Below are 22,599 nucleotides of genomic sequence, written 5' to 3' on the forward strand. Positions count from 1 at the left end.
CTTATTATAAGCCGATTTTGTATTTATTTAAAAATATTAAAACTTAAAATCTACACCAACATACATATTGATTCCCATGATTGGAGCATAGACCATTCCGCCGTCAAAGTTGTTGCCGAAAGGGTTTTGCGCATCAAGAATCGCATTGTGTTGTTTGTAATTGGTTAAGTTTTCGCCACCCAAATACACTCTAATTTTATCAGTAAAGTTTTTAGAAACCTGTGCATTAAGTGTTGTATATGGTTTTGAATAATTTCCTAAATGTCCAGCCGCAGCATTATGCCCCATATTTGGAAGTCGTTGTTCTCCAATCCAGTTAAGTGTTGCATCAAAATTCCAGAAACCACCTTTTTCGGATTTGTTGGTGGCGTAGGCTGCGTTAAAGAAAGCTCTGTGTTTCGCCATGAAAGGTACTTTCTTCAATCCACTAATGTAATCTGTTGCCACATCGTAATATTTGTATGCCAAACGGAAATCTAAATTTTTCGCAGCGTTGATGTCCCATTGCGTTTGGAAACTTGTTGCAAAAGATTTTCCTTCAAGGTTATAGAACAAAATTTTATGCGCCGATTGGTCAAGGTCAACAACAACTTGATCTTGGAAATCTGTTCGGAAAACGTCAGCAACAATGCTGTTTTTTCTATTAAATAATCTAAACTCTTGTTGTAAGCTGATTCCATAATTCCAAGCGATTTCTGGTTTTAGACCATAAATTTTTCCACCGTTGTTAACAATTTCGATCTTACGATTCGATGCGAAATATTGTTGATTTTCTGCAAAAACATTCGCTGTTCGGAAGCCTTTCCCTCCTGATAATCTCAGGATTGTTTGAGGTGTGATGTCATATTTAAAATTAAGTCTCGGCGTAAATTGCGTCCCAGCCAAATTATGAAAATCCACTCTTGCACCAGCAACCAACGTATATTTAGCTCCAGTCAACGTATATTCCGCAAAAAGTCCAGGCACCGTCTCTTGACGTTCGATGTTTTGGTTTAAATAATCTTCGTTGTAATTATCCAATAGGAAGCTCGCACCAACTTTGTACTTGTGGTTGGTATTTCCAAGAATACTTTCAAAAATTAAATTGGAATAAAAAGTCGATTGCTTTCCAAAGTAATTTCTAAATCCGAAAAAGCTATCTTGTTGATGATAAGTAAATTGATTCATCCAGCCCAAACTTTGGTAAGGTTTTCCTTTAAAAACATAACCTGTTTTATTCCAAACCTGAAATCTAGAAATGTCGATCCCTACACCATAAAGATCTTGTTCCTTTTGAGAAAGTCTTTTGTTATAGCCAACTTGTCCTGCAGTTCTTTGATCTTGCAAAAAGTTAACGCCAAAGTGCGATCCCAAACCAGAATGATCAAGGTCATTATAGTTTAATAAGTAAGTAACATTAAGTTGCGTGCCTTTTGGACGATCCAGAAAGCCATCTTTGTTCATATCCGTATTGCCCAAAGTTGCGTTGCCGTGTAGCAAAATACTTTGATTCCAATGGTCTGATAATGGGGAAGTATGCGTAATGTTGGCTTCTGTTCTTCCTTCAAAATCTGCAAAAAGATTGATTTCTGTCGCCGATTTTTCGTCGTTGGATTTTAGAAGTTCGGTGTTAATTTGTCCAGTAATACTTTCGTAACCGTTAACAACTGTGCTTCCGCCTTTTGTCAGTTGGATGCCGCCAATCCATTTTCCAGGAATGAAATTAAGTCCATAAGCTGATGCCAAACCACGAATTTCTGGTAGAAGTTCTTTCGTTAAACTCGTGTATTTTTGGTCAAGACCTAACATTTTAAGTTGTTTAGTCCCAGTCACTGCATTGCTAAACGAAACGTCAACCGTCGCATTGGTTTCAAAACTTTCGGAAAGATTACAACAAGCTGCTTTTAATAATTCCTTAGAATCGATATTAAATGTCAAACCAACTTCTTTTTTGCTAAGAGCTGTTGCTGCCTTAGTTTTTGTAACCGTTACACCATCAATTTGGTTGGCTTCTTTGTCATGCCCATGACCAGCGTGTTCATCTTCAGTTTTAGTGGCTTGTTTTGGAGCTTCTTCCTCTTCATCCATATGTACAAGTGGATTTTTTTCGCCCCATTTGAAGTTACGATCATAAAGACAACATTTTGGAAGTTTGTCATAGACTTTAGTTTCAGACGTGTATTTTTCGTTGTCGTGACCAACATCTGCAATATGTTTTAATATCTTATCCGATGAGGTTTTTGTTGAATCGTAAGTGATATGTATTTTTTGTTCGTTGGCATCCCAATTTACAAAGGAAGTTCCCATGTCTTTGGCAGCCTTTTCGATACGCATTTTACAAGAGCTGCAATTTCCTCGTACGTAAAAAGATTCTGTTTTCAGAGTTTCTTGTGCCCAAATTGTTATGGAACAAAGTAGCATAACAAAAGTGAGAACACTTTTATTTAAAAATTTCATTTGAAAAAAATTCGGAGGTTATTTTAATTTACAAACTTTGTTAGTATCACAATCCGCAGACATTTTGGAAGAATTGTCTGGACGCTTGTACTGACAGCATTCTTCTAAGGAAGAATATTTTTTGTTAGCCGCACGGAAAGCTTGGTTGTCGTAACCTGCATCAGCAACGTTTTTCAAAACATTATTGACAGAAGTATTAGCTGTTTTGTAAGTAACTGTTAAGACTTTTGATTTTTTGTCCCAAGTTGCAGTTTCAACATTTTTATCTGCTTTAGCTGCAGTTTCGATGTTATCTTTACACATACCACAATTACCTTCTACACGATAAGTTTCGGTTTTGGATTGCGCTGAAAAGTTTGAAAATAAAAATATAGATAGGATGAAAATCCCTGATTTAATAATAGATTTCATTTTTAAAATAATTTAATTGATAATAAAATTCGCTCGAAAAAATACTTCTCAAGCCTGTGATAATACAATTAAGCTATTTTGGGCGGTTGCCAAATGTTAAAGAAATTATTATTAATGAAATTAAAAGAATACCCAAATGTTTTTTGAGTGTTAAAAACATTAGCAAGACTATTCTTTGCGTTAAAATCTGTTAAAAATAACGGCATGTAGCAGCTATGACACGTGTGACATTGCTGACAATGGTCTTGACAAGAGTCTTTGGTGTTGTCCGATTTGGAGTCTGTATGACAAGCGTCTTTTTCTTCAGAGTGTTTTGTACAACAATCATCAGAGTTGGTTGTCATTTCGCAACAAGTGTCATCAGCAATAGAAAGTTCGATAACCTGCATTGAGAAAACCATACTTCCCAAACAGAACAGACTAACGAAAAATAGTAACTTTCTGAACATTTGTTTTAACACTTGATTGCAAACTTACAAAAAATATAATTGATGAAAATTCGTTTTAGTTAAAAATTATTAAATTTTAGTTAAACTTCTTAATATATAATTCATTGATAATCTTATAATTGTAATTTTGCCCTCGCAAATGTAAAGTATATATGAAGAGACTCCCAATTTTTCTTTGTTCAGTGTTTTTGTTAGGAACATCTTTTTATCCCAATACAAAAATCGAAACAAGTTCGACAACAGCTAAAAAAATTCACAAAACAGTTGTGGTTGAAATAAGCAAAGAAGAAACCAAAACAACAACAGCAGAAACGATCTACAATTCGATTTCTTTTGAAGGTAATGATGTTTTAAATTTTGAGGTTTTTAATAAAGCTTATTTAGGGTTTCAAAATTTAAAAAAATCTGGCGCACTTAACGAAGATGCGAGATTGTTAAGTATCTGCGATTTTAGCCTTTCGTCTAACAAAAAGAGACTTTGGGTTATTGATGTAGAAACGAAAACCGTACTTTTTAACTCATTGGTTGCGCATGGTAAAGGAACGGGCGAAGAATTCGCTACTAACTTTTCGAACACAGAAAATTCTCACCAATCAAGTCTGGGATTTTATGTGACGGAAACAACTTATAACGGTGACAATGGCTATTCTTTACGATTAGTTGGGATGGACAAAGGTTACAACGATGCCGCTATGAAGCGCGCTATTGTAATGCATGGCGCCGATTATGTAAGTGAGGATTTTATAAAATCCGAAAAAAGATTGGGTAGAAGTTGGGGTTGTCCAGCTGTGCCAAGAGCTTTGGCTGCACCAATTATTGATAGAATTAAAGATAAGTCTTGTCTGTTTATCTATTATCCAGATCAAAATTATCTTTCACAATCCCAGTGGTTGAAGGTGGCAGAGCCTTTGTCAAACGAGGTTCTTGCAAAGCAATAGATTAAATAATAATTGAAAGGAAGCCATCATGATTTGATGGCTTCTTTTATTGTTTTAATATTTTTAAAATCTTGACCGTCCCACTGATAAAGGTTTTTTATCTTTTCGCCAGTCGTCACATCGTTATCATCGGTTTGTCCTTTTTCTAAAATATAATAGAATTGATTGTTTAGTTTGTTTTCTGCGCTCGGCAATTCGATACTTTCGGAATGATAGAAAATTCCGCCATCAGCAACGCTTTCAGTTTTAGGTAACAAAATCAAATTATCTTTAGTCACAAAAAAAGTTTGTTCGTAGGTTGGGATACCACAAGCTTCTCCCGAAACCATCGCGTTAATCGTATAGTCGATATTTTTTAATCGTATAGCTTTTTCAACAATTAAAGAATGTGCGCTAAGATTTTCTGTGGTTCCAGCATCGAAATTCTTTTCTGAAACCAAATTTTCATTTTTAAAATATTTGATGCCGCCAACAAGACTCTTGTAGCTGATGTTATCAGGATTTATTTTTATTTCCGTTGAAGGAATACCAAACAGAATGTCAACACCGTCTTTTGAAAATTGAGAAATTGCGAGATTGCCACTCCAGATAAAACCAGTTTTATTGTCGTATGCAACGCGTAACCAATTTGCAGCTCGTTCACCAAGTTGGGTAACAGCGCCGGTCACTTCTATAATTTTTAAACTTTTGTTATGTGAAACACTGTCGACAACTTTTGATGTTAAGGTTGGAAGCTCACGGATTTTGGTTTGGTCAACATAGACTTTAACCATTTCATTTTTTTGATGATTAAAAACCGAATTCGCATACAAGCCATTATCAACATAAGCGTAAGCGACGTCACTTTGCGCAGTGACAAATCCAATCGTAAATAAAAAACTAAATATTAAATAACGTAACATAAATTAATTATTCAAAAAAAACCTGTAATTAGCAGGCTTTATATTGTTAAGTAAGTGGCTCTCCGACAGGTATTGCACAGTCATGATGTGGCTCTCCATGTGCCGGATTAAGTGCGGGTTTTGGTCCAATCGCTTGTGGTGTAGCTGGTTGTTGCGGTGCAACAGGCGTTATCTGCTGTACCGTTGGCGCTGGATTCATACCAACTGCAGGCGCCGGCGATGGTGCCGAGTTTAGCGGTTGTCCAACAGGAATGTCGCAACGGTGGTTAGGCATGCCATGTTCAGGATTTAGTCCAGCAGTTGTTGGTGCTGGAGTTGCAATTTGAACTTGATTTGGCTGCGCAACTTCAGTTTTAGCTTCTGTATTCGTGCTATCAATTTTTGCAACTTCAGTTGATTTGTTATCTGGTGTTGGAGAGATTTTATCATTCTTCCCACAAGAAATAACAGAAACGCAGATTATTGCTAGACTAAAAATTTAAGATTTCATAACTTATATTTTCTCAAAGATACAAAAGAATTAGTTTTTCACTAATAGTCGGAAACCTTCACCATGAACATTGATAATTTCTAAACCTTCGTCATCTTTAAGAAGTTTTCTCAGTTTAGCAATATATACGTCCATACTTCTTGCGGTAAAGTAATTTTCTTTTTTCCAGATTTTTCTAAGAGCTAAATCTCTAGGCATGAAGTCGTTACGATGTAAGCAAAGTAGCTTAAGAAGTTCATTCTCTTTTGGAGAAAGCTTGTATTCTTTTTCGCCAACACGCAGTTGTCTTAACATAGAATCGAAGAAAATATCACTAACCTTGAATTGCTCCTGATCTTCGTTTTCTAAAACTGCGCTTCTTTGCAGAATTGCTTTAATCTTATAAAGAAGAAGTTCTGTATCAAATGGTTTTGTGATATAATCGTCAGCACCAATTTGATAACCCTTCAAGATATCTTCTCTCATGTTACGAGCAGTTAAGAAGATAATCGGTGTATTTTTATCAATTTTTTTAACGTCCTCAGCAAGGCTAAAACCATCTTTTTTCGGCATCATTACGTCGAAAATACAGATGTCGAATTCTTTCTCTGTGAATTCCTTAAGACCCATTTCTCCGTCTGTCGCCAAAGTCACCTCGAAGTTGTTGATGCTAAGATAATCTTTAAGAACCGCACCAAAACTTTGATCGTCTTCTACTAATAATATTCTGTTGCTCATAGCCTTAATATTTTAATTGGTTAATCGGAATTGCTTCCTATTTTATTTAATTGTTTGATTTGTATTTTAACTCATAGGCAGTTTAACAACAAATGTGCTACCTTTTCCTTTTTGAGATTCTACCTGTATTTGTCCGTGGTGGATTTCTATGATTTTTTTAACATAAGAAAGTCCAAGTCCTTGACCTTTAACGTTATGGATGTTGCCAGTCTCTTCGCGGAAGAATTTTTCAAAAATCTTCGCTTTGTTCTCTGCGTCCATTCCCATGCCTTTGTCAGAAATTTCAATGACATACCAATTACCATCATTTCTGGTTTTAATAGTGATTTCTGGCGTGTCTGGCGAATATTTGTTAGCATTATCTAATAAGTTAACCAAAGCATTCGAAAAATGGAATTCATCTATTTTAAAATTATATTTCTCCGCTGTAAAGTTGGTTGTTAATATACCTTGACGTTCTTCAACAATTAATTTGAAAGACTCAGTAATCTTCTTAATCAACTCACGGACGTTGGTTTCTTTTAAAAATAGTTGCATCTCGTTACGTTCTAATTTTGACATATTAAGAACATTTTCGACTTGCTTTTTCATCCTTAGATTCTCTTGTTTTATTAGGCTCGAATAGTATTTGACCTTTTCTGGATCAGTTGCTATTTTATCGTTTGATAAAGAATCTGTCGCCACCGAAATCGTTGCCAAAGGCGTTTTGAATTCGTGTGACATATTGTTGATAAAGTCTGTTTTGACATCAGCAATTTTTTTCTGACGCATCATATAGTTGATCGAAATAATATAAATCCCCAAAATCGTCAACAATGATACAAAAGTCCCCACCAACATTGGTAAGTTGTGTCTCACCAACGAGTAATCTTTTCTCGGAAACACCAAAGCCAACGTGTATAATGTTTGGTCTTTACTGTTTGTAAAAAGAGGATACGTATAGTTGGTTTTATCTTTTTGATCCAAATAAGTGTTGTTGCTAATCGATGTTAACTTGTTGGTTTTATCGATCACGCCGAAACCTATTTTGGTGTCAATACCTTTTAATTTTAATTCTTTTGTTAAAACAGAATCAATCGTTTTATTGTCAACACGTTGTTCAATTGGAAGGTTGCTGGCATTTAGTTTTGCAAATTCTTTCAGTTGTAATGTGCTGTTGTCTAGGTCTTTACCGATTTGTGAAGTCAGTAGTTCTGGACTTTGTTTTTTAATCTTGTACAAACCTTCATCCTTGTATAATTTGGTGATATTAAGAGAGTCACCTTGCTTAGAAATTGGGATTTGTTGTTTTTCGATGATGCTTTTTTGAAACAAAATCGAGGTTCTGTTTGCAGAATCTTTAGTCTGCTGAATATAAGTCTGCGTCGGCTGATTGTTGCTTACAATTTCTGATTTTAAGTTTGTAAAATCTTTGTTGTAATATTTGTCAACTTCCAGTTCTTGTATTTTTTCCGAAGAAGTTTCTAAGGCAGAATAGACTTTATTAGAAAAATCTTGCTCCAGCGCGCCATATAATTCTTTAATCCAATATAACTGCAATGAGACGAACACAATGAGTGATATCGTCATAAAAACAGAGATAATCGGAATGAATTTATTGTTCATTGAATTGTTTTTGAAAAGTTAAAATTAAACGATTCTATATGCAGATAACAAATATTGTGCTAAAAAAATATATTTTGTTTCTTAAATCTTATTTTTTTAACATTTTTTCGTGAATCGTAAATGGTTTCGCTTAGAATGAGTTGAAATTCAAGCTAGTCCAAAGGGATTTCTTCATCCAAAAAGTATTGTACAATTGCTTTTCGCATCAAGATGCTTTGTTCATTTGGTTTTAGTTCTGGAAGATTATCCGTTTCATCATATTGCGGCCAACCATCAATATAATGTGAAAATTTGTAATAACCAAAAGGTTCCAAAAGTCTGCAAACCGCGATGTGGATGAGGTTAACCTTGTCGTCTTTGGTATATTTTTGTTTTCCACTGCCAAGCTCTTGCACGCCAATTAAGAAAAGCATGCTTTCGATGGGTGGATTTTTTTCGGTATCAAAATTATTTTCGAAAAAAGATTCTATCTTTTTCCAGATTTCTGCTTCATTCATATTAATTCTTATTTTCAATTTTTAAAAGGAAAGCATATTCCAAAGCGATTTCTTTTAAGCTTTCGAATCTGCCACTTGCGCCACCATGACCAGATGTCATATCGGTTTTAAAGATTAATATATTATCATCGGTTTTTAAATCTCTAAGTTTTGCTGTCCATTTTGCGGGTTCCCAATATTGAACTTGGGAATCGTGGAAGCCTGTCGTTATCAGTATATTTGGATAATCTTGCGCTACAATATTATCATACGGCGAATATGATTTCATGTACTGATAATATTCTTCCTCATTTGGATTTCCCCATTCGTCGTATTCTCCTGTCGTTAAAGGAATACTATCGTCCAACATTGTAGTAACAACGTCCACAAACGGAACTTGCGCTACAACACCTGTGAAAAGTTTGGGTTCCATATTAATAACGGCGCCCATCAAAAGTCCCCCAGCACTTCCGCCCATTGCATAAAGATGTTTTGGAGAAGTGTAATTGATTTCTGTTAAATATTTTCCAGCATCGATAAAGTCGGTAAAGGTATTTTTCTTTTGAAGCATTTTTCCGTCTTCGTACCATTCGCGACCAAGATATTCTCCTCCTCTGATGTGAGCGATTGCATAAATAAAACCTCGATCCAAAAGTGATAATCTAACATTCGAAAAAGTCGCATCAATCGTCACACCATAACTTCCATAACCATAAAGTAATAAAGGAGTGTCCGATTTCTTCGCAGTGTTTTTATGATAAACTAAAGAAATAGGAATTTTTTTACCATCGCGAGCTGTTGCCCAAATTCTTTCAGAGATATAATTGTCAGCGTCAAATTTTCCTCCTAAAACTTCTTGTTGTTTTAACAATGTTGAAGTTTGGGTTTCCATATCATATTCAAAAGTCGAATTTGGTTTGGTTAAAGACGTGTATCCGTAACGCAAAATTTTGGTATCAAATTCTAAATTGATGCCGATGTAGGCGGTATAAGTTGGATCTGAAAATTCTAAATAATGCGCATTTCCAGAGTCGTTGTTGATGATTTTAATTTGTAAAAGACCTTCAGTTCTTTCTTCAATGACAAAATAATTTTTAAAAATTTCAAAACCTTCCAACAACACCTCTTCACGATGCGGAATATGGTCTGTCCAGTTTTCTTTGCTTGGTTGCGAAACAGGTGTTGTTACGATTTTAAAATTAGTGGCATCATCAGTATTTGTAATAATATAGAACAAATCACCATAATGCTCGACAGAATATTCGAGGTCCTCAGTTCTCGGTTGGATAATTGTCCATTCGGCATTAACGTTATCTGCTGGGATAAAGCGTTGTTCGTCCTCGTTGGTGCTAGATGTTGCAATGAAAATATATTCCAAAGATTTAGTTTTGAACAAGCCAACATCAAAAGTGTCATCTTCTTCATGATAAACCAAAACATTTTCTGACTCTCCTAATCTATGACGATAGACTTTATCAGCGCGCAGACTTTCATCTTTAGTAATATAGAATACATGCTCGTTGTCATTCGCCCAAACAATTTTTCCTGTATTATTTTCAATTTTATCAGTGTAAAGTTCTTTAGTTTCTAAATTTTTAAAATTGATTTGGTAAATTCTTCTTCCAATTTTATCGTAAGAAAATGCTAGGGTTTTGTTGTCAGGACTAACAGTCAAACTTCCAATTTCAAAATATTCTAAACCATCAGCTAATTGGTTAGCATCAAGTAAAATTTCTTCTTCTGCTTCTAGGGTTTCTTTTTTTCTTGTGAAAATAGGATAGTCTTTTCCGTCTTCATAACGCACGATATACCAATAGCCGTTAAAAAAATAGGGCAGTGATGCATCATCTTTTTTGTAGCGCGCTTTCATTTCTTCAAACAGTTCGGATTGCAAAGTTTCAGTATCCTGCATTACAAAATCCGCGAATTTGTTTTCATCTTCCAAATACTGCAAAACGTCAGGGCTTTCACGTTGGTTCATCCAGTAATATTGGTCGTTTCGCACGTCTTTGTGCTTTTCGATAATATGGTCGATTTTCTTTGCTTGAGGCGCTTTCATATAGAAAAACTAAAGTTCTAAATTAATAAAAAAACCACCTTCCATGTAGGACAAGTGGTTGTAAATTTATAGATGCGTTTGATTTTATTTGTTCAAACTTCTAACGTATTTTTCAATTGCCATTGTCATCGATGGCGATTCTTTTGTTGGAGCCATAACGTCAACTCTTAAGCCGTGTTCTTCTGCAGCAGCTTGAGTCGTTGGTCCAAATACAGCGATTTTTTTATCACCTTGCTCGTAGTTAGGGAAGTTTTGTTTCAAAGATTTGATCCCTTGTGGACTAAAGAACACCAACATATCATATTCGTTAATGTCAATATCTGTCAGGTCGCTACAAACGGTACGGTACATAATCGCACGTGTCCAATCTACACCAGCATTATCTAGCGTTCTTGGAATGTCATCGTTAAGAACGTCCGATGAAGGTAATAGATATTTCTCGGTATTGTGCTTTTTAAGAAGCGGTGTAAGATCCGAAAAGGTTTTTTCACCAAAACTAATTTTACGCTTTCTGTACACAATATGTTTTTGCATAAAGTTGGCAATCGCTTCGGACTGACAAATGTAACGCATTGTGTCTGGCACCGTAAAACGCATTTCTTGAGCTAAACGGAAGTAATTGTCAATAGCATTTTTACTCGTAAAAATTACACCTGCGTATTGAGAAAGGTCAATTTTTTGGGTTCTAAGATCTTTGGCATCCACACCTTCGATATGGATAAAAGGACGAAAATCAATTTTTATTTTCTCTTTTTTCGCAAGTTCCAAATATGGAGAAGACTCTTTGGGAGCTGGTTGCGAAACCAATATAGACTTAATTTTCATGTGTTTTTGAATGTCTTTTATTAATTAGCTAAAAAGAAATTTCCAAAGCACAAACAAGGGTGCTATTTGGAGGGTGCAAATATACAAAATTTTATAATACCATTCGTTTGGCATTGTTTGAGGTTTGTTAAACCAATAAAGAAATAGTTTTAAAATAAATAAGAATAATACCGAAATCATCGTAATGTAAAGGTATTTTAACTCATCTATTGGGAAGTAGAAAAAAGTAAAAGATGCAATAATTAACAAAATGCTACTCAAAAAATAGTACTTGTTTGCCAGTAGATAAAGGTTAATTAGCAGCTTGTTGTAGCCCAAACTTGTGAAGAAAAAGTAGGTCATTATTGTTTTAATTAAAAAAAATAAAACAATACTAATGAAGACAAAACCAAATTTGTTGAGAGTAAATCCACCGATTTGTAAATCTGTAATAAATTTTGGAACAACAGGTACAAATTGCGAAAAAGCGACTGTTGACATCACAAAAAATACAATGGACGTCAATATCCACGACAATACAACGTTGCTGCTCTCGTCTTTTTTTAGTAGTAAAAATTCTTTGATGGAAGCATCGCGATGAAGAAAAATAAAACTAAAAATGAAGATGAAAATACAACCCAAGATGCAAAAAATTACCCAATCATGTTGTTCGTAAAGTCTTACCACTTCAAAATTTTTGCAAAAATACGGAAATAATTAAAGCCAAATATCGATTGTCAAATTTTGATTGGTGAGATTATTGTATGCTTCGAAAATACTATCTTTGCACATTGATTTTTTTTAATGAAGAAACTGGTCATTATACCAACTTATAACGAGAAGGAAAATATAGCACGAATTATCGCTGCTGTTATGGCATTGGACGGAGATTTTGAGGTTTTGGTAGTCGACGATTCTTCACCAGATGGCACAGCTGACATTGTTAAATCTTTACAAGGACAATATCCCGAAAAGCTTCATCTTACCATCAGAAAAATTAAAGATGGACTTGGGAAAGCTTATATTCATGGATTTCGTTGGGCATTAGATAATAGCTACGATTATATCTTTGAAATGGATGCCGATTTTTCGCATAATCCAAATGATCTTCCTAAATTATATGAAGCTTGTTTGGATGCCGATATGACAATTGGTTCGCGTTATAGCAAAGGCGTTAATGTTGTTAACTGGCCGATGTCTAGAGTATTGTTGTCGTATTTTGCGTCGAAGTATGTGCGTTTTATTTTAGGAATTCCTGTGCACGATACAACGGCGGGTTTTGTATGTTTTTCAAGAAAAGTTTTGGAAGGTATTGGGCTTGATAATGTTAAACTTAAAGGTTATGGATTTCAAGTTGAAATGAAATTCCGTGCTTTTAAAAAAGGATACAAAATAAAGGAAGTTCCAATTATTTTTACGGACAGAACAGAAGGCGAAAGTAAAATGAATGGCGGCATCATCAAAGAAGCGGTGTTTGGTGTTTTGGATTTAAAACTAAAAAGTATTTTCGGTAAGTTATAGACTTATGAAAAAATGGTCTTTTTTAATATTATTTGTTTTGATGGCTTGTTCCAAATTAATGGATAAGCCCAAAAACTTAATTCCTCAAGATCAAATGGCAGAGATTATGGCAGATTTTGCAATCAATGATCAAAGCTATATTTTCAACCAAAAAGATAATAGAGAAGGCGCAACTAAGTTTCTTCTCAAGAAATATAAAATAACGTCCAAAGATTTTAGTGAAAGTTACTCCTATTATGTAGCAACCAATCAATTGGACGCCATTGTAGAACAGTCGAAAGAGTATTTGTTTAAAAAAGAACCAAAACTCGAAGACTATATCAAAAAGAAAGAGCAAGCTAACTTGCCACCAGAAAAGACGAACTAGAAGAAATATAATGTCGAAGTTTTTTGAAATTGAAAAAACATCCCAAAGCAAAGCTAGAGCTGGGTTTTTACATACAGATCATGGCGATATTCAGACGCCAATTTTCATGCCGGTTGGTACTGTTGCAAGTGTTAAAACTGTGCATCAACGCGAGTTGAAAGAAGATATCGATGCGCAAATTATTTTAGGGAATACTTACCACTTGATGTTGCGTCCAGGGATGGGTATTATGCAGCAAGCTGGAGGTCTTCATAAGTTTATGAATTGGGATCGTCCAATCTTAACAGATAGCGGTGGTTATCAGGTTTTTTCACTTTCTAAAAGTCGCAAAATGACGGAAGAAGGTGTTAAGTTTAAATCACATATCGACGGAAGTTATCATTTTATTTCTCCTGAAAAATCAATGGAAATTCAACGTCAGATTGGCGCTGATATTTTTATGGCTTTTGATGAGTGTACGCCTTATCCGTGCGAATATAATCAAGCAAAATTGTCCATGGAGTTAACACATCGTTGGTTAAAAAGATGTGTGGATTGGACTAAAGATAATGAAGAACTGTACGGACATAAGCAACGTTTGTTTCCGATTGTACAAGGTTCGACTTATTCGGATTTAAGAAAAATTTCAGCAGAAGTTATTTCTGAAGCTGGTGCCGAAGGTAATGCTATTGGTGGACTTTCTGTTGGTGAACCTGAAGAGGAAATGTACAGAATTACCAATGAAGTAACCGATATTCTTCCAAAAGATAAACCGCGTTATTTGATGGGTGTTGGTACACCTTGGAATATCCTAGAAAGCATCGGACTAGGCGTTGACATGATGGATTGTGTGATGCCGACAAGAAATGCGCGTAATGCAATGTTATTCACTTGGCAAGGTGTTATCAATATGAAAAATGAAAAGTGGAAAAACGACTTCTCAGCCTTGGATGAGTTTGGGACAAGTTTTGTAGATCGCGATTACAGCAAAGCCTATGTTCGCCACTTATTTGTTGCGAAAGAATATTTAGCAAAACAAATTGCATCGATACATAATTTGGCTTTTTATCTAGATTTGGTGAAGGTTGCCAGAGAGCATATTGTTGCTGGCGATTTTTATGAGTGGAAAGATTCTATTATTCCTCAACTTAAACAAAGACTATAATTCTTCGTAGGTTTTATGAAAATTATCGACGCATATATTATTAAAAAATATCTTGGCACCCTCTTCTTTATGTTGGCGCTTTTGTCGATAATTGTGCTAATCATCGATGTTCAGAGCAAGACACCTCGTATCGAAAATAACGGTTTTTCGGTGACTTACTTTTTGGTGAATTTTTATCCGTTTTGGATCCTTAATTTGATTATCACTTTTATGTCGATTTTGGTTTTTATCTCGGTCATTTTCTTTACATCGAGGTTGGCTAATAATACCGAAATTGTTGCAATTATCAGTAGCGGCGCAAGTTTTCATCGTTTTGCAAAACCTTATTTAATTGCATCTTTGATTATTGCGGGATTTGCCTTAGCGACCAATCATTTTATTTTGCCTTGGGCGAATATTAAAAAGAATAAATTAGAACCTTATACTTACAACCAAGTTAACAAAGACGAATTGTTGGGGAATACGACCATCGCGACCAATCTTAACCCTTTCGAGTATATTTTTATTAATAATTATAATCGTGAACAGAAGAAAGGTTTCGGTTATCTTTATCAAAAATTTGACAAGGACAAAAAGTTAACATATCAGATTATTGCGAATGATGTTACTTGGGATGCGAAATCAAAATCCTTTTTGCTAACAAGTTATATGGAGCGTTGGCCACAAAAAGATGACTCCCAAAAGTTAGCGAATGGTGATCAAAAAAAGCAAGATTTTGGATTGCCACCAGAAGAGCTTTTCCCTGACAAATTAGTTGGTCAGAATAAAATAACGCCTGATCTTATCAAACTTATCGAACGTGAAAAAATAAAGGGAAACAGCAATGTTAATACCTTTTATAATGAATTGCACCAACGTACGTCGATGCCTGTTTCTATTATAATTTTGACATTTTTGGCATTGTCTTTATCATCACAAAAAAAACGTGGTGGACTTGGGATTAACCTTGCCATTGGTATAGCATTAGCTTTTGTGTTTGTGTTTTCTTTCCAAGCTTTAAGCGTGGTTTCCGAGAACAAAAGTATGTCACCACTTCTTGCAATGTGGCTTCCTAACTTAATATTCGGACCAATTGCATTTTATCTTTATTGGAAGAGAGCTAATCAATAAAGTAACTCGACTTGTTTATGAAAAACACGTTGTAGACCATCTTTTTCAAAATCAATCCAAAGGTAACCGTCAGCATCGGCTTGTTTTATTATGCCATTTTGTCTTATGTCATCTTTTACAAACACCGAAATTTCATTTTTTCTAAATAAATGACTGTTGAAATTATTTAGAATTTCCACGTCATAAATTGTTTTTGAAATTTCATTTTTAAAATAATAATGAAAAGCTTCAGCAAAGTTTTTTATGTCGAAAGCTTGACCAGTAGTTGTTAAAATGGAACCTGCCTTTGGAAGATTGTCGTAGTTTTCTTGTAAAATATTAATGCCAATCCCAATAATGAAATAACTTTCGTGTTCTACTTTTTTCTTTTCGATTAAGATGCCACAGATTTTTTTTTGGTTTAAAATTAAATCATTTGGCCATTTGATATTGACAGCACTTTTGGTCATTTTGGCTATAAAATCACGTGTAATAAGCGCGGTACGATAATTGAAGCTGACATCGTCAAGATTTATGTTCTTCGTTTTTATAGCAAAGGTGTAGGCGAGGTTTTTGTCAATTTGGATATTCCATACATTTCCATATTGTCCGCGGCCTTTAGTTTGGTTAAAACTGTATAGCGCCAAGTGTTCTGGAGTGTTAATTAACAGGTCAAGAATTTCTTCGTTTGTAGAAGTTACTTCAGATTTGTAAATTAGATCGGTCATTTAAGAAAACTTTAAGACATCCAAAGCTAAGAAGACAAAGCTTAAATAGATTAAAATCAATAAATTTGCAGATATATAATTTTTGAATGAGTAAAAATACAGAAAAACAACTATTAGTAGAGAAAATAATAGAAGCAATACAAGATACAAAAGGTGAGGACGTTTTAGTTTTTGATCTTTCGAATATTGAAAATGCAGTTGCAGAGACATTTATCATCTGTAGTGGTAATTCTAATACACAAGTATCGTCTATAGCTGGTAATATCGAAAAGAAAGTGAGAAACGAGCTTAAAGATCGTCCATGGCATGTAGAAGGTAACGAAAATGCAATGTGGGTGTTGTTAGATTATGTATCGGTTGTTGTGCATGTTTTCCAAAAACAAGTTAGAGAATACTATGATATCGAGACGCTTTGGGGTGATGCAAAAGTAACACGCATCGAAGACGCAAAGCCCAACTTCTAAGATATTATTTCCAAATATTTCAAAGTAAAAAATAATGAATAATAATAAAGGTTTTAATTGGTTTATTCCCATTATTATTTTGGTTATGGTGCTCTTTTTAGTGCCAGGATTTCTAGGAGATTCTAATGCCAAAAATATCGGTGAGAATGACTTCTATAAGCTTGTCCAGTCTGGTAAGGTTGGAGAAGTTATGGTGTACAGAGATACGCCAAAAGCAGAAATTTTTCTTAACAAAGCAGCTAAAGCAGAACAAAAATCTGCCACTAAAAAAGACGAAAATCCATTATCGATGTTGGCAATGAAGCCAGGTCCAGATTACACCTTGACATATGGTGATCTTCGTTATTTCCAAGAAAGGTTTAACCAAATCAACTCGGAAGCGCCAGCTGACAAAAAAGCGACTATGGAATTTGGGACTAGCAAAAGTCCATTCTCTGAGTTATTGTTTACAGCTTTATTCTGGATTGCAATTATGGCATTATTCTACTTTTTCTTATTCAGAAAAATGGGCGGTGGAGGCGGTCCTGGCGGACAGATATTCTCGATTGGGAAGTCAAGAGCTAAACTTTTTGATGATAAAGAAAAAATTAATGTAACCTTTAAAGATGTTGCGGGTCTAGAAGGCGCAAAAGAAGAGGTACAAGAAGTTGTAGATTTTCTTAAAAACTCAGAAAAATACACAAAATTAGGAGGTAAAATTCCTAAAGGTGTTCTTTTAGTTGGCCCTCCAGGTACTGGTAAAACTTTATTAGCAAAAGCTGTTGCTGGTGAGGCGAAAGTGCCATTTTTCTCTTTGTCTGGATCAGACTTTGTAGAGATGTTTGTAGGTGTTGGGGCATCTAGAGTTCGTGACTTATTTTCTCAAGCTAAAGCAAAATCGCCAGCTATTATTTTCATTGATGAGATTGATGCAATCGGTAGAGCAAGAGGAGGTAAAAACTTTAGCGGTGGTAATGATGAGCGCGAAAATACACTTAATCAGTTGTTAACCGAAATGGATGGTTTTGGTACAGATACTAATGTTATCATTATGGCTGCAACCAACCGTGCTGATATTTTGGATAAAGCCTTATTAAGAGCTGGACGTTTTGATAGATCAATTTATGTTGACCTTCCAGAACTTCATGAAAGAAGACAAATTTTCGATGTTCACCTACAGAAAATTAAATTAGATCCAGAAGTTGACAGAGATTTCTTAGCAAAACAAACACCAGGCTTTAGTGGTGCTGATATTGCAAACCTTTGTAACGAAGCTGCACTTATTGCTGCGAGAAATAGTCATGAGGTTGTTACTAAACAAGATTTCTTAGATGCAGTTGATAGAATTATCGGCGGTCTTGAAAAGAAAAATAAAGCCATTAAACCTTCTGAAAAGAAAAGAATTGCTTTCCACGAAGCTGGTCACGCAACGGTGTCTTGGTTGACAGAACACGCAGCGCCTTTGTTAAAAGTTACGATTGTGCCAAGAGGACGTTCTTTAGGAGCAGCTTGGTATCTTCCAGAAGAAAGACAGATTACGACGACAGAACAAATGTTAGACGAAATGTGTTCTTTATTAGGTGGTCGTGCAGCAGAGCAGGTTGCTTTGGGAGATTATTCTACTGGTGCGCAAAATGACTTAGAAAGAGCTTACAAACAAGCTAATGCAATGGTTACCATTTATGGTTTGAGCGAGAAAGTTGGTCACGTATCTTACTATGATAGTTCTGGTCAAAATGATTATGCGTTCTCAAAACCATATTCTGAGAAAACAGCTGAGATTATCGATGACGAAATCCAAAGATTTGTACAAAGTCAATACGAAAGAGCAATCCAAATTCTTACAGATAATCAAGACAAATTAACTGCTTTAGCTAACAAATTATTAGAGAAAGAAGTTATCTTCCGTGAAGATCTTGAAGAGATTTTCGGAAAAAGAGCTTGGGATCCAGAGTTGACAGAGAAGCCAGTTTCTAACGCAGAAGTTCTTCCTGCAACAGCAACTGAAGCTACTAATGTTGAACAACAGAACGAAACGCCACAAGCGGAGCCTAAATTAGAACATTAATATTGTTAATTTTCTAAAAAATAACATAAAAAATCCTGATTCTTCATCTTTTATGTGTGGTAATCGGGATTTTTGCTATATTTTTGATTTTTAAATTTCTAATATTACAGATATTTTATATTTTTGTAATTGTATCAAAATCTCTGATCGAAATTGAGTTTATTCAAAAAAATTGTAAATAAGATACTTAACCAACAAGAGGAGGAAGACGATCCTAATGTGACGAAGTTGGGCGACGAATTGCGTGATGCAGATTTGGACTACAAATTTGCCCAATTGTTTACGCATTCTGGTGGATATTTTAACTATTGTGGAGATGATGCAGAGGCGTTACAGACGCTTAATCAAATTCTCAAAATAGAAGGTATTACTTCTGTTTTTTGTTGGGATAAGCAATTGCAAGATTTTCTTAATGTTACTAAAACCAAGTACACTTCGCAATTAGAGGAAGAAAATGATGCTGCTTTTATCACAGCAGAATATCTCATCGCTTTTGATGGTAGAGTTATGTTATCGCATAACAATATTATGCATTACCATTCTTCTAGATTACCCGAAAAAATTATTATTATCGCAAATGTTTCGCAAATTGTAACCAATCTTGGTGAAGCGATGATGAAAGTAAAACGTGCTGGTAATCTTAAAAATTTAACTTCGATTAGCGGAAGTCAATCAAAACTTGACACACCTAACAAAGACAGTTCAAAACTTTTCTTACTTTTGCTGGAAGATTAATTTTTAAACTTGAACTTTGGATAAAAATCTCATTCAGCGACTTATTTCGGGAGCAATTTATGGTTTAGTCATCATACTTTGTTGTACACCTTTGGGCGAATCATGGCTTAGTCCCATCATTCCTGCTGTCAAACAACAATATCTTTTTTACGGATTAATGACATTCTTTATGCTTGTTGGCGTTTGGGAATGTATCCGAATTATGAAATTTGATAACGGTATTTACAAATGGCTGGTTTTGCCATTGGTAGCTTTTATTTATTATCAATTTTCAAAACGATTTTTCTATCACGGATTTTTCTTCAATTTTAATTTGTCAGAAATACTTGCTTTAGGTTTAATTTTAATTGCTTGTATTACACTTTTCAAATTTCCCAAGGAACTTTACTTCGAAAGCGGTAAATTTATTTTTACAGTTATATATACAGCTTTACCATTTAGTTTTGCATTAGGATTGCCGAGTTTCCGCACATTAGATCCAGTTAACAAGCCTTTCACTTTAGAAGTGATGATGTTGTTTATTCTCATTTGGAGTAGCGACAGTTTCGCATATTTTACTGGAAAATTTTTTGGTAAACACAAGATGGCACCAACTATTAGTCCTAAAAAAACATGGGAAGGTTTTGCAGGTGGCGTATTTTTCACATTGATTCTAGGTTTCTTTGTTGAAAAATATTTTCCAGAACTTCGTGGTAATTGGATTATGGTCGGGTTTTTAGTGTCGATTTTCGCGCCTTTAGGCGATTTGGTAGAAAGCCAATTAAAGCGTTCTTTTGGTGTTAAAGACAGCGGAAACATCATTCCAGGACATGGTGGTGTGTTAGATAGATTAGACAGTTTCATAATTTGTGCGCCTGTTGTATATTTGTATTTTATTTTAGAAAAATTTGTATAGAATCTTAAAGGTTCGAAAATATAGACTATGAAGCTTCATAAAGAATCCAAAGGCACCTTAACGGTTGCGATTTTAGCCATTTTAATAATTGGAGGTATTTCTATTTACTTTCTAAAAATGTGGTCATTGTTAATCATCGTTCCATTATTGGTGATTTTAGGATTGGTATTTTGGTTTTTCCGTGTTCCGAACCGTCATATTTTGGAACATGTTGAGAATGTAATTGCACCAGTTGACGGTAAGGTTGTAATGATTAAAGAAGTAGTTGAAGATGAATTTTTAAAAGAAAAATGCATTCAGGTTTCTATCTTTATGTCGCCACTTAACGTTCATATTTGTCGTTATCCAGTTTCTGGAGATGTTGTTTATAAAAAATATCATCCAGGAAAGTATTTGGTGGCGTGGCACGAAAAATCTTCAACAGAAAATGAAAGAACTACAGTTGCCGTAAAAAGTGAAACCAATCATAATGTGGTGTTCCGTCAGATTGCAGGTTACGTTGCGAGACGTATTGTTTTCTATTGTAATATCGAGGACAAAGCGAAAGCTGGTCACGAGTTTGGATTTATTAAATTCGGCTCCAGAATGGACGTTTTCTTACCACTTGACACCGAAATCCTTTGCAAAATCGGAGACAAAACTAAAGGTGGTCTAGATGTCATCGCGAGATTAAGAGATTAATTTTACAATCAATAATATTAAAGAGACTTTTTTTGAAAGTCTCTTTTTTTTACCATTCAGTTTCCGAAAATTACCATTCAACATATTTTTTTTCGGTTTAAAATATTTGCGTTTTACTTTTGAAGCATAAATCAAAATCTATTATGAAAAACGCACTATTATTTACTTTTGTTCTCGTTTTATTTTCTCAGTTTTCAAAAGCTCAAATGGATGATAAATTTTATCAACCAAGTAAAATTTTGAAACCAATAGAATTTAAAAATTTTGAAAATATTTCTCTACCAGTTGAATCGGACACAATAACTGCCATTGTCTTAAGACCTGAAACTAAAAGTCTTAAAAAGACGATTTTGTTTTTTCATGGAGCAGGTGGCAATGTGACGAGTTATCAATTTATGGTAAAGCCTTTGGTGGAAGTCGGTTATCAAGTTGTGATGGTAGATTTGCGTGGTTATGGAAAATCTACTGGGACACCAACGCATCTTAATGTCGCTGCTGATGCACAAAAATTTTTTGATGCAATGCTTGTTCGTCCCGATATCAAAAACAATAAAATCTATATTTACGGTGCATCTTTAGGAACACAAGTGGCTACAAAAATTGCAAAAGACAATCAAAATAAAATATCAGGATTGATTATCGACGGTGGCATGTCATCTTTCACGGATATCGCAGCTCATTTTGCACCGCAATACAAAGATGTTATCGAAAAAATGTTGATTTCTCCGTATTCTGTAAAAGAAGACGTTAAAGCATTAAAAGGTCTTCCAAAGCTTTTTATTTATGGTTCCGAAGACAAAACGGTTCCATTTGAGCAAGGTAAAACTAATTTTGCTAATGCCGCCGAACCAAAACAATTTTTGGAATACAAAGGCGATCATCTACTTGGCATCAAGGTTATCAAAGATGATATTATCAAAGCCATTTCTAATCTATAAAACCAAAAGAGAACCAATTAATTGGTTCTCTTTTTTTTCTTTTTGGAAACTTTCTTTTTCGGCATTTTTGACTTCACAAATTTTTCTCGATTTTCCAAAAACTCGATTATATCCTTATTGTACGAAAATTTTTTCGCTTCCTTAATTGTTTTTAGAGCTTCATCATAATGCTCCAGCTTTTCAAAATATACCGATTTCCAGTACAAAATATTCGACTTATCAATGCCTTTTGTTTTAAAACTGAAATCCAACAATTTCAAAGCTTCCTCATAATCCTCGTTGTTTAAAAGGCAAGAAACATAATATTTCGGAATCGTTACATTCCCGACATCACACGCAAGAGCTTCCTGAAAATAGGTTTTCGCCTGCTCATAATTTTTCAACTGCTCGCTATATATTCGTCCCATCAGGCAAAGAGCATCCGAATCTTCCGGATCGTAGGACAAAGCGTAATTCAAGGCTCCCAAGCAATCCGCCAAATTGTACGGATAGCAATCCAAAGCTTCAAAATAATATTTGTTTTTAGTTAAGCTCATTTTTTTTTACATTATTAAGTTTGTTTTTTAGGAGCTGTTTCCCGCTTTCCGCACTCGCTTTTGCAAACCTTTCAAAATCCATTGCATTTGCAAAGAGCTCAAACAATTGCTACAATGGTAAGTTTGCATTAGGATAATTAAGGAAGTAAATTAGTTGATAATATTAA

Annotated in this window: 24 protein-coding genes; 11 read left to right on the plus strand and 13 right to left on the minus strand. The window is 34.7% G+C overall.

Annotation, left to right across the window (positions count from 1 at the left end):
* Nucleotides 1–36: 36 nt before the first annotated feature.
* The 3 genes from RT037_RS04900 to RT037_RS04910 all read right to left on the minus strand — a co-directional run bounded on the left by RT037_RS04900 (nucleotide 37) and on the right by RT037_RS04910 (nucleotide 3,296).
* Nucleotides 37–2,436, minus strand: a complete 2,400-nt coding sequence (locus RT037_RS04900) for a TonB-dependent receptor domain-containing protein (RefSeq protein WP_313028529.1) — start codon at nucleotides 2,434–2,436, stop codon at nucleotides 37–39.
* Between the two features lie 18 nt (nucleotides 2,437–2,454).
* The gene (locus tag RT037_RS04905; protein ID WP_312321636.1) at nucleotides 2,455–2,847 is read right to left on the minus strand and encodes a copper chaperone; all 393 of its coding nucleotides are present in this window, start codon (nucleotides 2,845–2,847) and stop codon (nucleotides 2,455–2,457) included.
* 68 nt (nucleotides 2,848–2,915) lie between these two features.
* Complete coding sequence (locus RT037_RS04910) at nucleotides 2,916–3,296, minus strand: hypothetical protein (RefSeq protein WP_312321635.1); 381 nt, start codon at nucleotides 3,294–3,296, stop codon at nucleotides 2,916–2,918.
* Nucleotides 3,297–3,448: 152 nt separating this feature from the next.
* Between RT037_RS04910 and RT037_RS04915 the strand changes: the two genes are divergently transcribed.
* On the plus strand, nucleotides 3,449–4,234 hold the full coding sequence (locus tag RT037_RS04915; protein ID WP_313028530.1) for a murein L,D-transpeptidase catalytic domain family protein: 786 nt from the start codon (nucleotides 3,449–3,451) through the stop codon (nucleotides 4,232–4,234).
* A gap of 26 nt (nucleotides 4,235–4,260) precedes the next feature.
* Here the strand turns inward: RT037_RS04915 and RT037_RS04920 are convergent, their stop codons facing one another.
* From RT037_RS04920 to RT037_RS13830, 8 genes are all read right to left on the minus strand, one after another.
* The gene (locus tag RT037_RS04920) at nucleotides 4,261–5,136 is read right to left on the minus strand and encodes an SH3 domain-containing protein (RefSeq protein ID WP_312321633.1); all 876 of its coding nucleotides are present in this window, start codon (nucleotides 5,134–5,136) and stop codon (nucleotides 4,261–4,263) included.
* 46 nt (nucleotides 5,137–5,182) lie between these two features.
* Nucleotides 5,183–5,410: a hypothetical protein gene (locus tag RT037_RS04925; RefSeq protein WP_313028531.1), complete on the minus strand. Its 228-nt coding sequence runs from the start codon at nucleotides 5,408–5,410 to the stop codon at nucleotides 5,183–5,185.
* A gap of 246 nt (nucleotides 5,411–5,656) precedes the next feature.
* Nucleotides 5,657–6,343, minus strand: a complete 687-nt coding sequence (locus tag RT037_RS04930; RefSeq protein WP_312321631.1) for a response regulator transcription factor — start codon at nucleotides 6,341–6,343, stop codon at nucleotides 5,657–5,659.
* A 66-nt stretch (nucleotides 6,344–6,409) separates the two neighbouring features.
* Complete coding sequence (locus tag RT037_RS04935; RefSeq protein ID WP_313028532.1) at nucleotides 6,410–7,948, minus strand: HAMP domain-containing sensor histidine kinase; 1,539 nt, start codon at nucleotides 7,946–7,948, stop codon at nucleotides 6,410–6,412.
* Nucleotides 7,949–8,100: 152 nt separating this feature from the next.
* Entirely contained in the window at nucleotides 8,101–8,445 is a 345-nt protein-coding gene (locus RT037_RS04940) for a hypothetical protein (RefSeq protein ID WP_313028548.1), read from the minus strand.
* A 1-nt stretch (nucleotide 8,446) separates the two neighbouring features.
* Nucleotides 8,447–10,483 carry a S9 family peptidase gene (locus RT037_RS04945; RefSeq protein ID WP_313028533.1) on the minus strand — a complete coding sequence of 679 codons (2,037 nt, stop codon included), beginning with the start codon at nucleotides 10,481–10,483 and terminating at the stop codon, nucleotides 8,447–8,449.
* Between the two features lie 84 nt (nucleotides 10,484–10,567).
* Entirely contained in the window at nucleotides 10,568–11,308 is a 741-nt protein-coding gene (locus RT037_RS04950; RefSeq protein ID WP_312321628.1) for a uroporphyrinogen-III synthase, read from the minus strand.
* A 24-nt stretch (nucleotides 11,309–11,332) separates the two neighbouring features.
* Nucleotides 11,333–11,974, minus strand: coding sequence for a DUF4271 domain-containing protein (locus tag RT037_RS13830; RefSeq protein WP_409456490.1), 642 nt, complete (start codon nucleotides 11,972–11,974; stop codon nucleotides 11,333–11,335).
* A gap of 117 nt (nucleotides 11,975–12,091) precedes the next feature.
* On the opposite strand from RT037_RS13830, the gene RT037_RS04960 reads away from it, so the two are divergent.
* The 4 genes from RT037_RS04960 to RT037_RS04975 are packed head-to-tail and all read left to right on the plus strand — an operon-like array spanning nucleotide 12,092 to nucleotide 15,429.
* Entirely contained in the window at nucleotides 12,092–12,808 is a 717-nt protein-coding gene (locus RT037_RS04960) for a polyprenol monophosphomannose synthase (protein WP_312321625.1), read from the plus strand.
* 4 nt (nucleotides 12,809–12,812) lie between these two features.
* On the plus strand, nucleotides 12,813–13,175 hold the full coding sequence (locus RT037_RS04965; protein WP_313028534.1) for a DUF4296 domain-containing protein: 363 nt from the start codon (nucleotides 12,813–12,815) through the stop codon (nucleotides 13,173–13,175).
* A 10-nt stretch (nucleotides 13,176–13,185) separates the two neighbouring features.
* On the plus strand, nucleotides 13,186–14,319 hold the full coding sequence (gene tgt / locus RT037_RS04970; RefSeq protein ID WP_313028535.1) for a tRNA guanosine(34) transglycosylase Tgt: 1,134 nt from the start codon (nucleotides 13,186–13,188) through the stop codon (nucleotides 14,317–14,319).
* 15 nt (nucleotides 14,320–14,334) lie between these two features.
* Nucleotides 14,335–15,429 carry an LptF/LptG family permease gene (locus RT037_RS04975; protein ID WP_313028536.1) on the plus strand — a complete coding sequence of 365 codons (1,095 nt, stop codon included), beginning with the start codon at nucleotides 14,335–14,337 and terminating at the stop codon, nucleotides 15,427–15,429.
* Here RT037_RS04975 and RT037_RS04980 read toward each other — a convergent pair.
* Nucleotides 15,423–16,136 carry a biotin--[acetyl-CoA-carboxylase] ligase gene (locus tag RT037_RS04980; protein ID WP_313028537.1) on the minus strand — a complete coding sequence of 238 codons (714 nt, stop codon included), beginning with the start codon at nucleotides 16,134–16,136 and terminating at the stop codon, nucleotides 15,423–15,425. The two genes, RT037_RS04975 and RT037_RS04980, sit on opposite strands and share 7 nt — an antisense overlap.
* 86 nt (nucleotides 16,137–16,222) lie before the next feature.
* Here RT037_RS04980 and rsfS point away from each other — a divergent pair, with 86 nt between their 5' ends.
* From rsfS to RT037_RS05010, 6 genes are all read left to right on the plus strand, one after another.
* Entirely contained in the window at nucleotides 16,223–16,600 is a 378-nt protein-coding gene (gene rsfS, locus RT037_RS04985; RefSeq protein WP_313028539.1) for a ribosome silencing factor, read from the plus strand.
* Nucleotides 16,601–16,634: 34 nt separating this feature from the next.
* Nucleotides 16,635–18,647 (plus strand): ATP-dependent zinc metalloprotease FtsH, encoded by a 2,013-nt coding sequence (ftsH, locus tag RT037_RS04990; RefSeq protein WP_313028540.1) that lies wholly within the window; start codon nucleotides 16,635–16,637, stop codon nucleotides 18,645–18,647.
* Nucleotides 18,648–18,800: 153 nt separating this feature from the next.
* Complete coding sequence (locus tag RT037_RS04995; protein ID WP_079667698.1) at nucleotides 18,801–19,382, plus strand: LUD domain-containing protein; 582 nt, start codon at nucleotides 18,801–18,803, stop codon at nucleotides 19,380–19,382.
* Nucleotides 19,383–19,398: 16 nt separating this feature from the next.
* Nucleotides 19,399–20,277, plus strand: a complete 879-nt coding sequence (locus RT037_RS05000; RefSeq protein ID WP_313028543.1) for a phosphatidate cytidylyltransferase — start codon at nucleotides 19,399–19,401, stop codon at nucleotides 20,275–20,277.
* A gap of 27 nt (nucleotides 20,278–20,304) precedes the next feature.
* On the plus strand, nucleotides 20,305–20,958 hold the full coding sequence (locus RT037_RS05005) for a phosphatidylserine decarboxylase family protein (protein ID WP_313028545.1): 654 nt from the start codon (nucleotides 20,305–20,307) through the stop codon (nucleotides 20,956–20,958).
* Nucleotides 20,959–21,101: 143 nt separating this feature from the next.
* The gene (locus RT037_RS05010; RefSeq protein WP_312323062.1) at nucleotides 21,102–21,896 is read left to right on the plus strand and encodes an alpha/beta fold hydrolase; all 795 of its coding nucleotides are present in this window, start codon (nucleotides 21,102–21,104) and stop codon (nucleotides 21,894–21,896) included.
* 17 nt (nucleotides 21,897–21,913) lie between these two features.
* Here the strand turns inward: RT037_RS05010 and RT037_RS05015 are convergent, their stop codons facing one another.
* Nucleotides 21,914–22,432: a hypothetical protein gene (locus RT037_RS05015; protein ID WP_312323060.1), complete on the minus strand. Its 519-nt coding sequence runs from the start codon at nucleotides 22,430–22,432 to the stop codon at nucleotides 21,914–21,916.
* Nucleotides 22,433–22,599 lie beyond the last annotated feature (167 nt).

The sequence above is a fragment of the Soonwooa sp. genome (assembly GCF_032062245.1).
Lineage (GTDB): Bacteria > Bacteroidota > Bacteroidia > Flavobacteriales > Weeksellaceae > Soonwooa.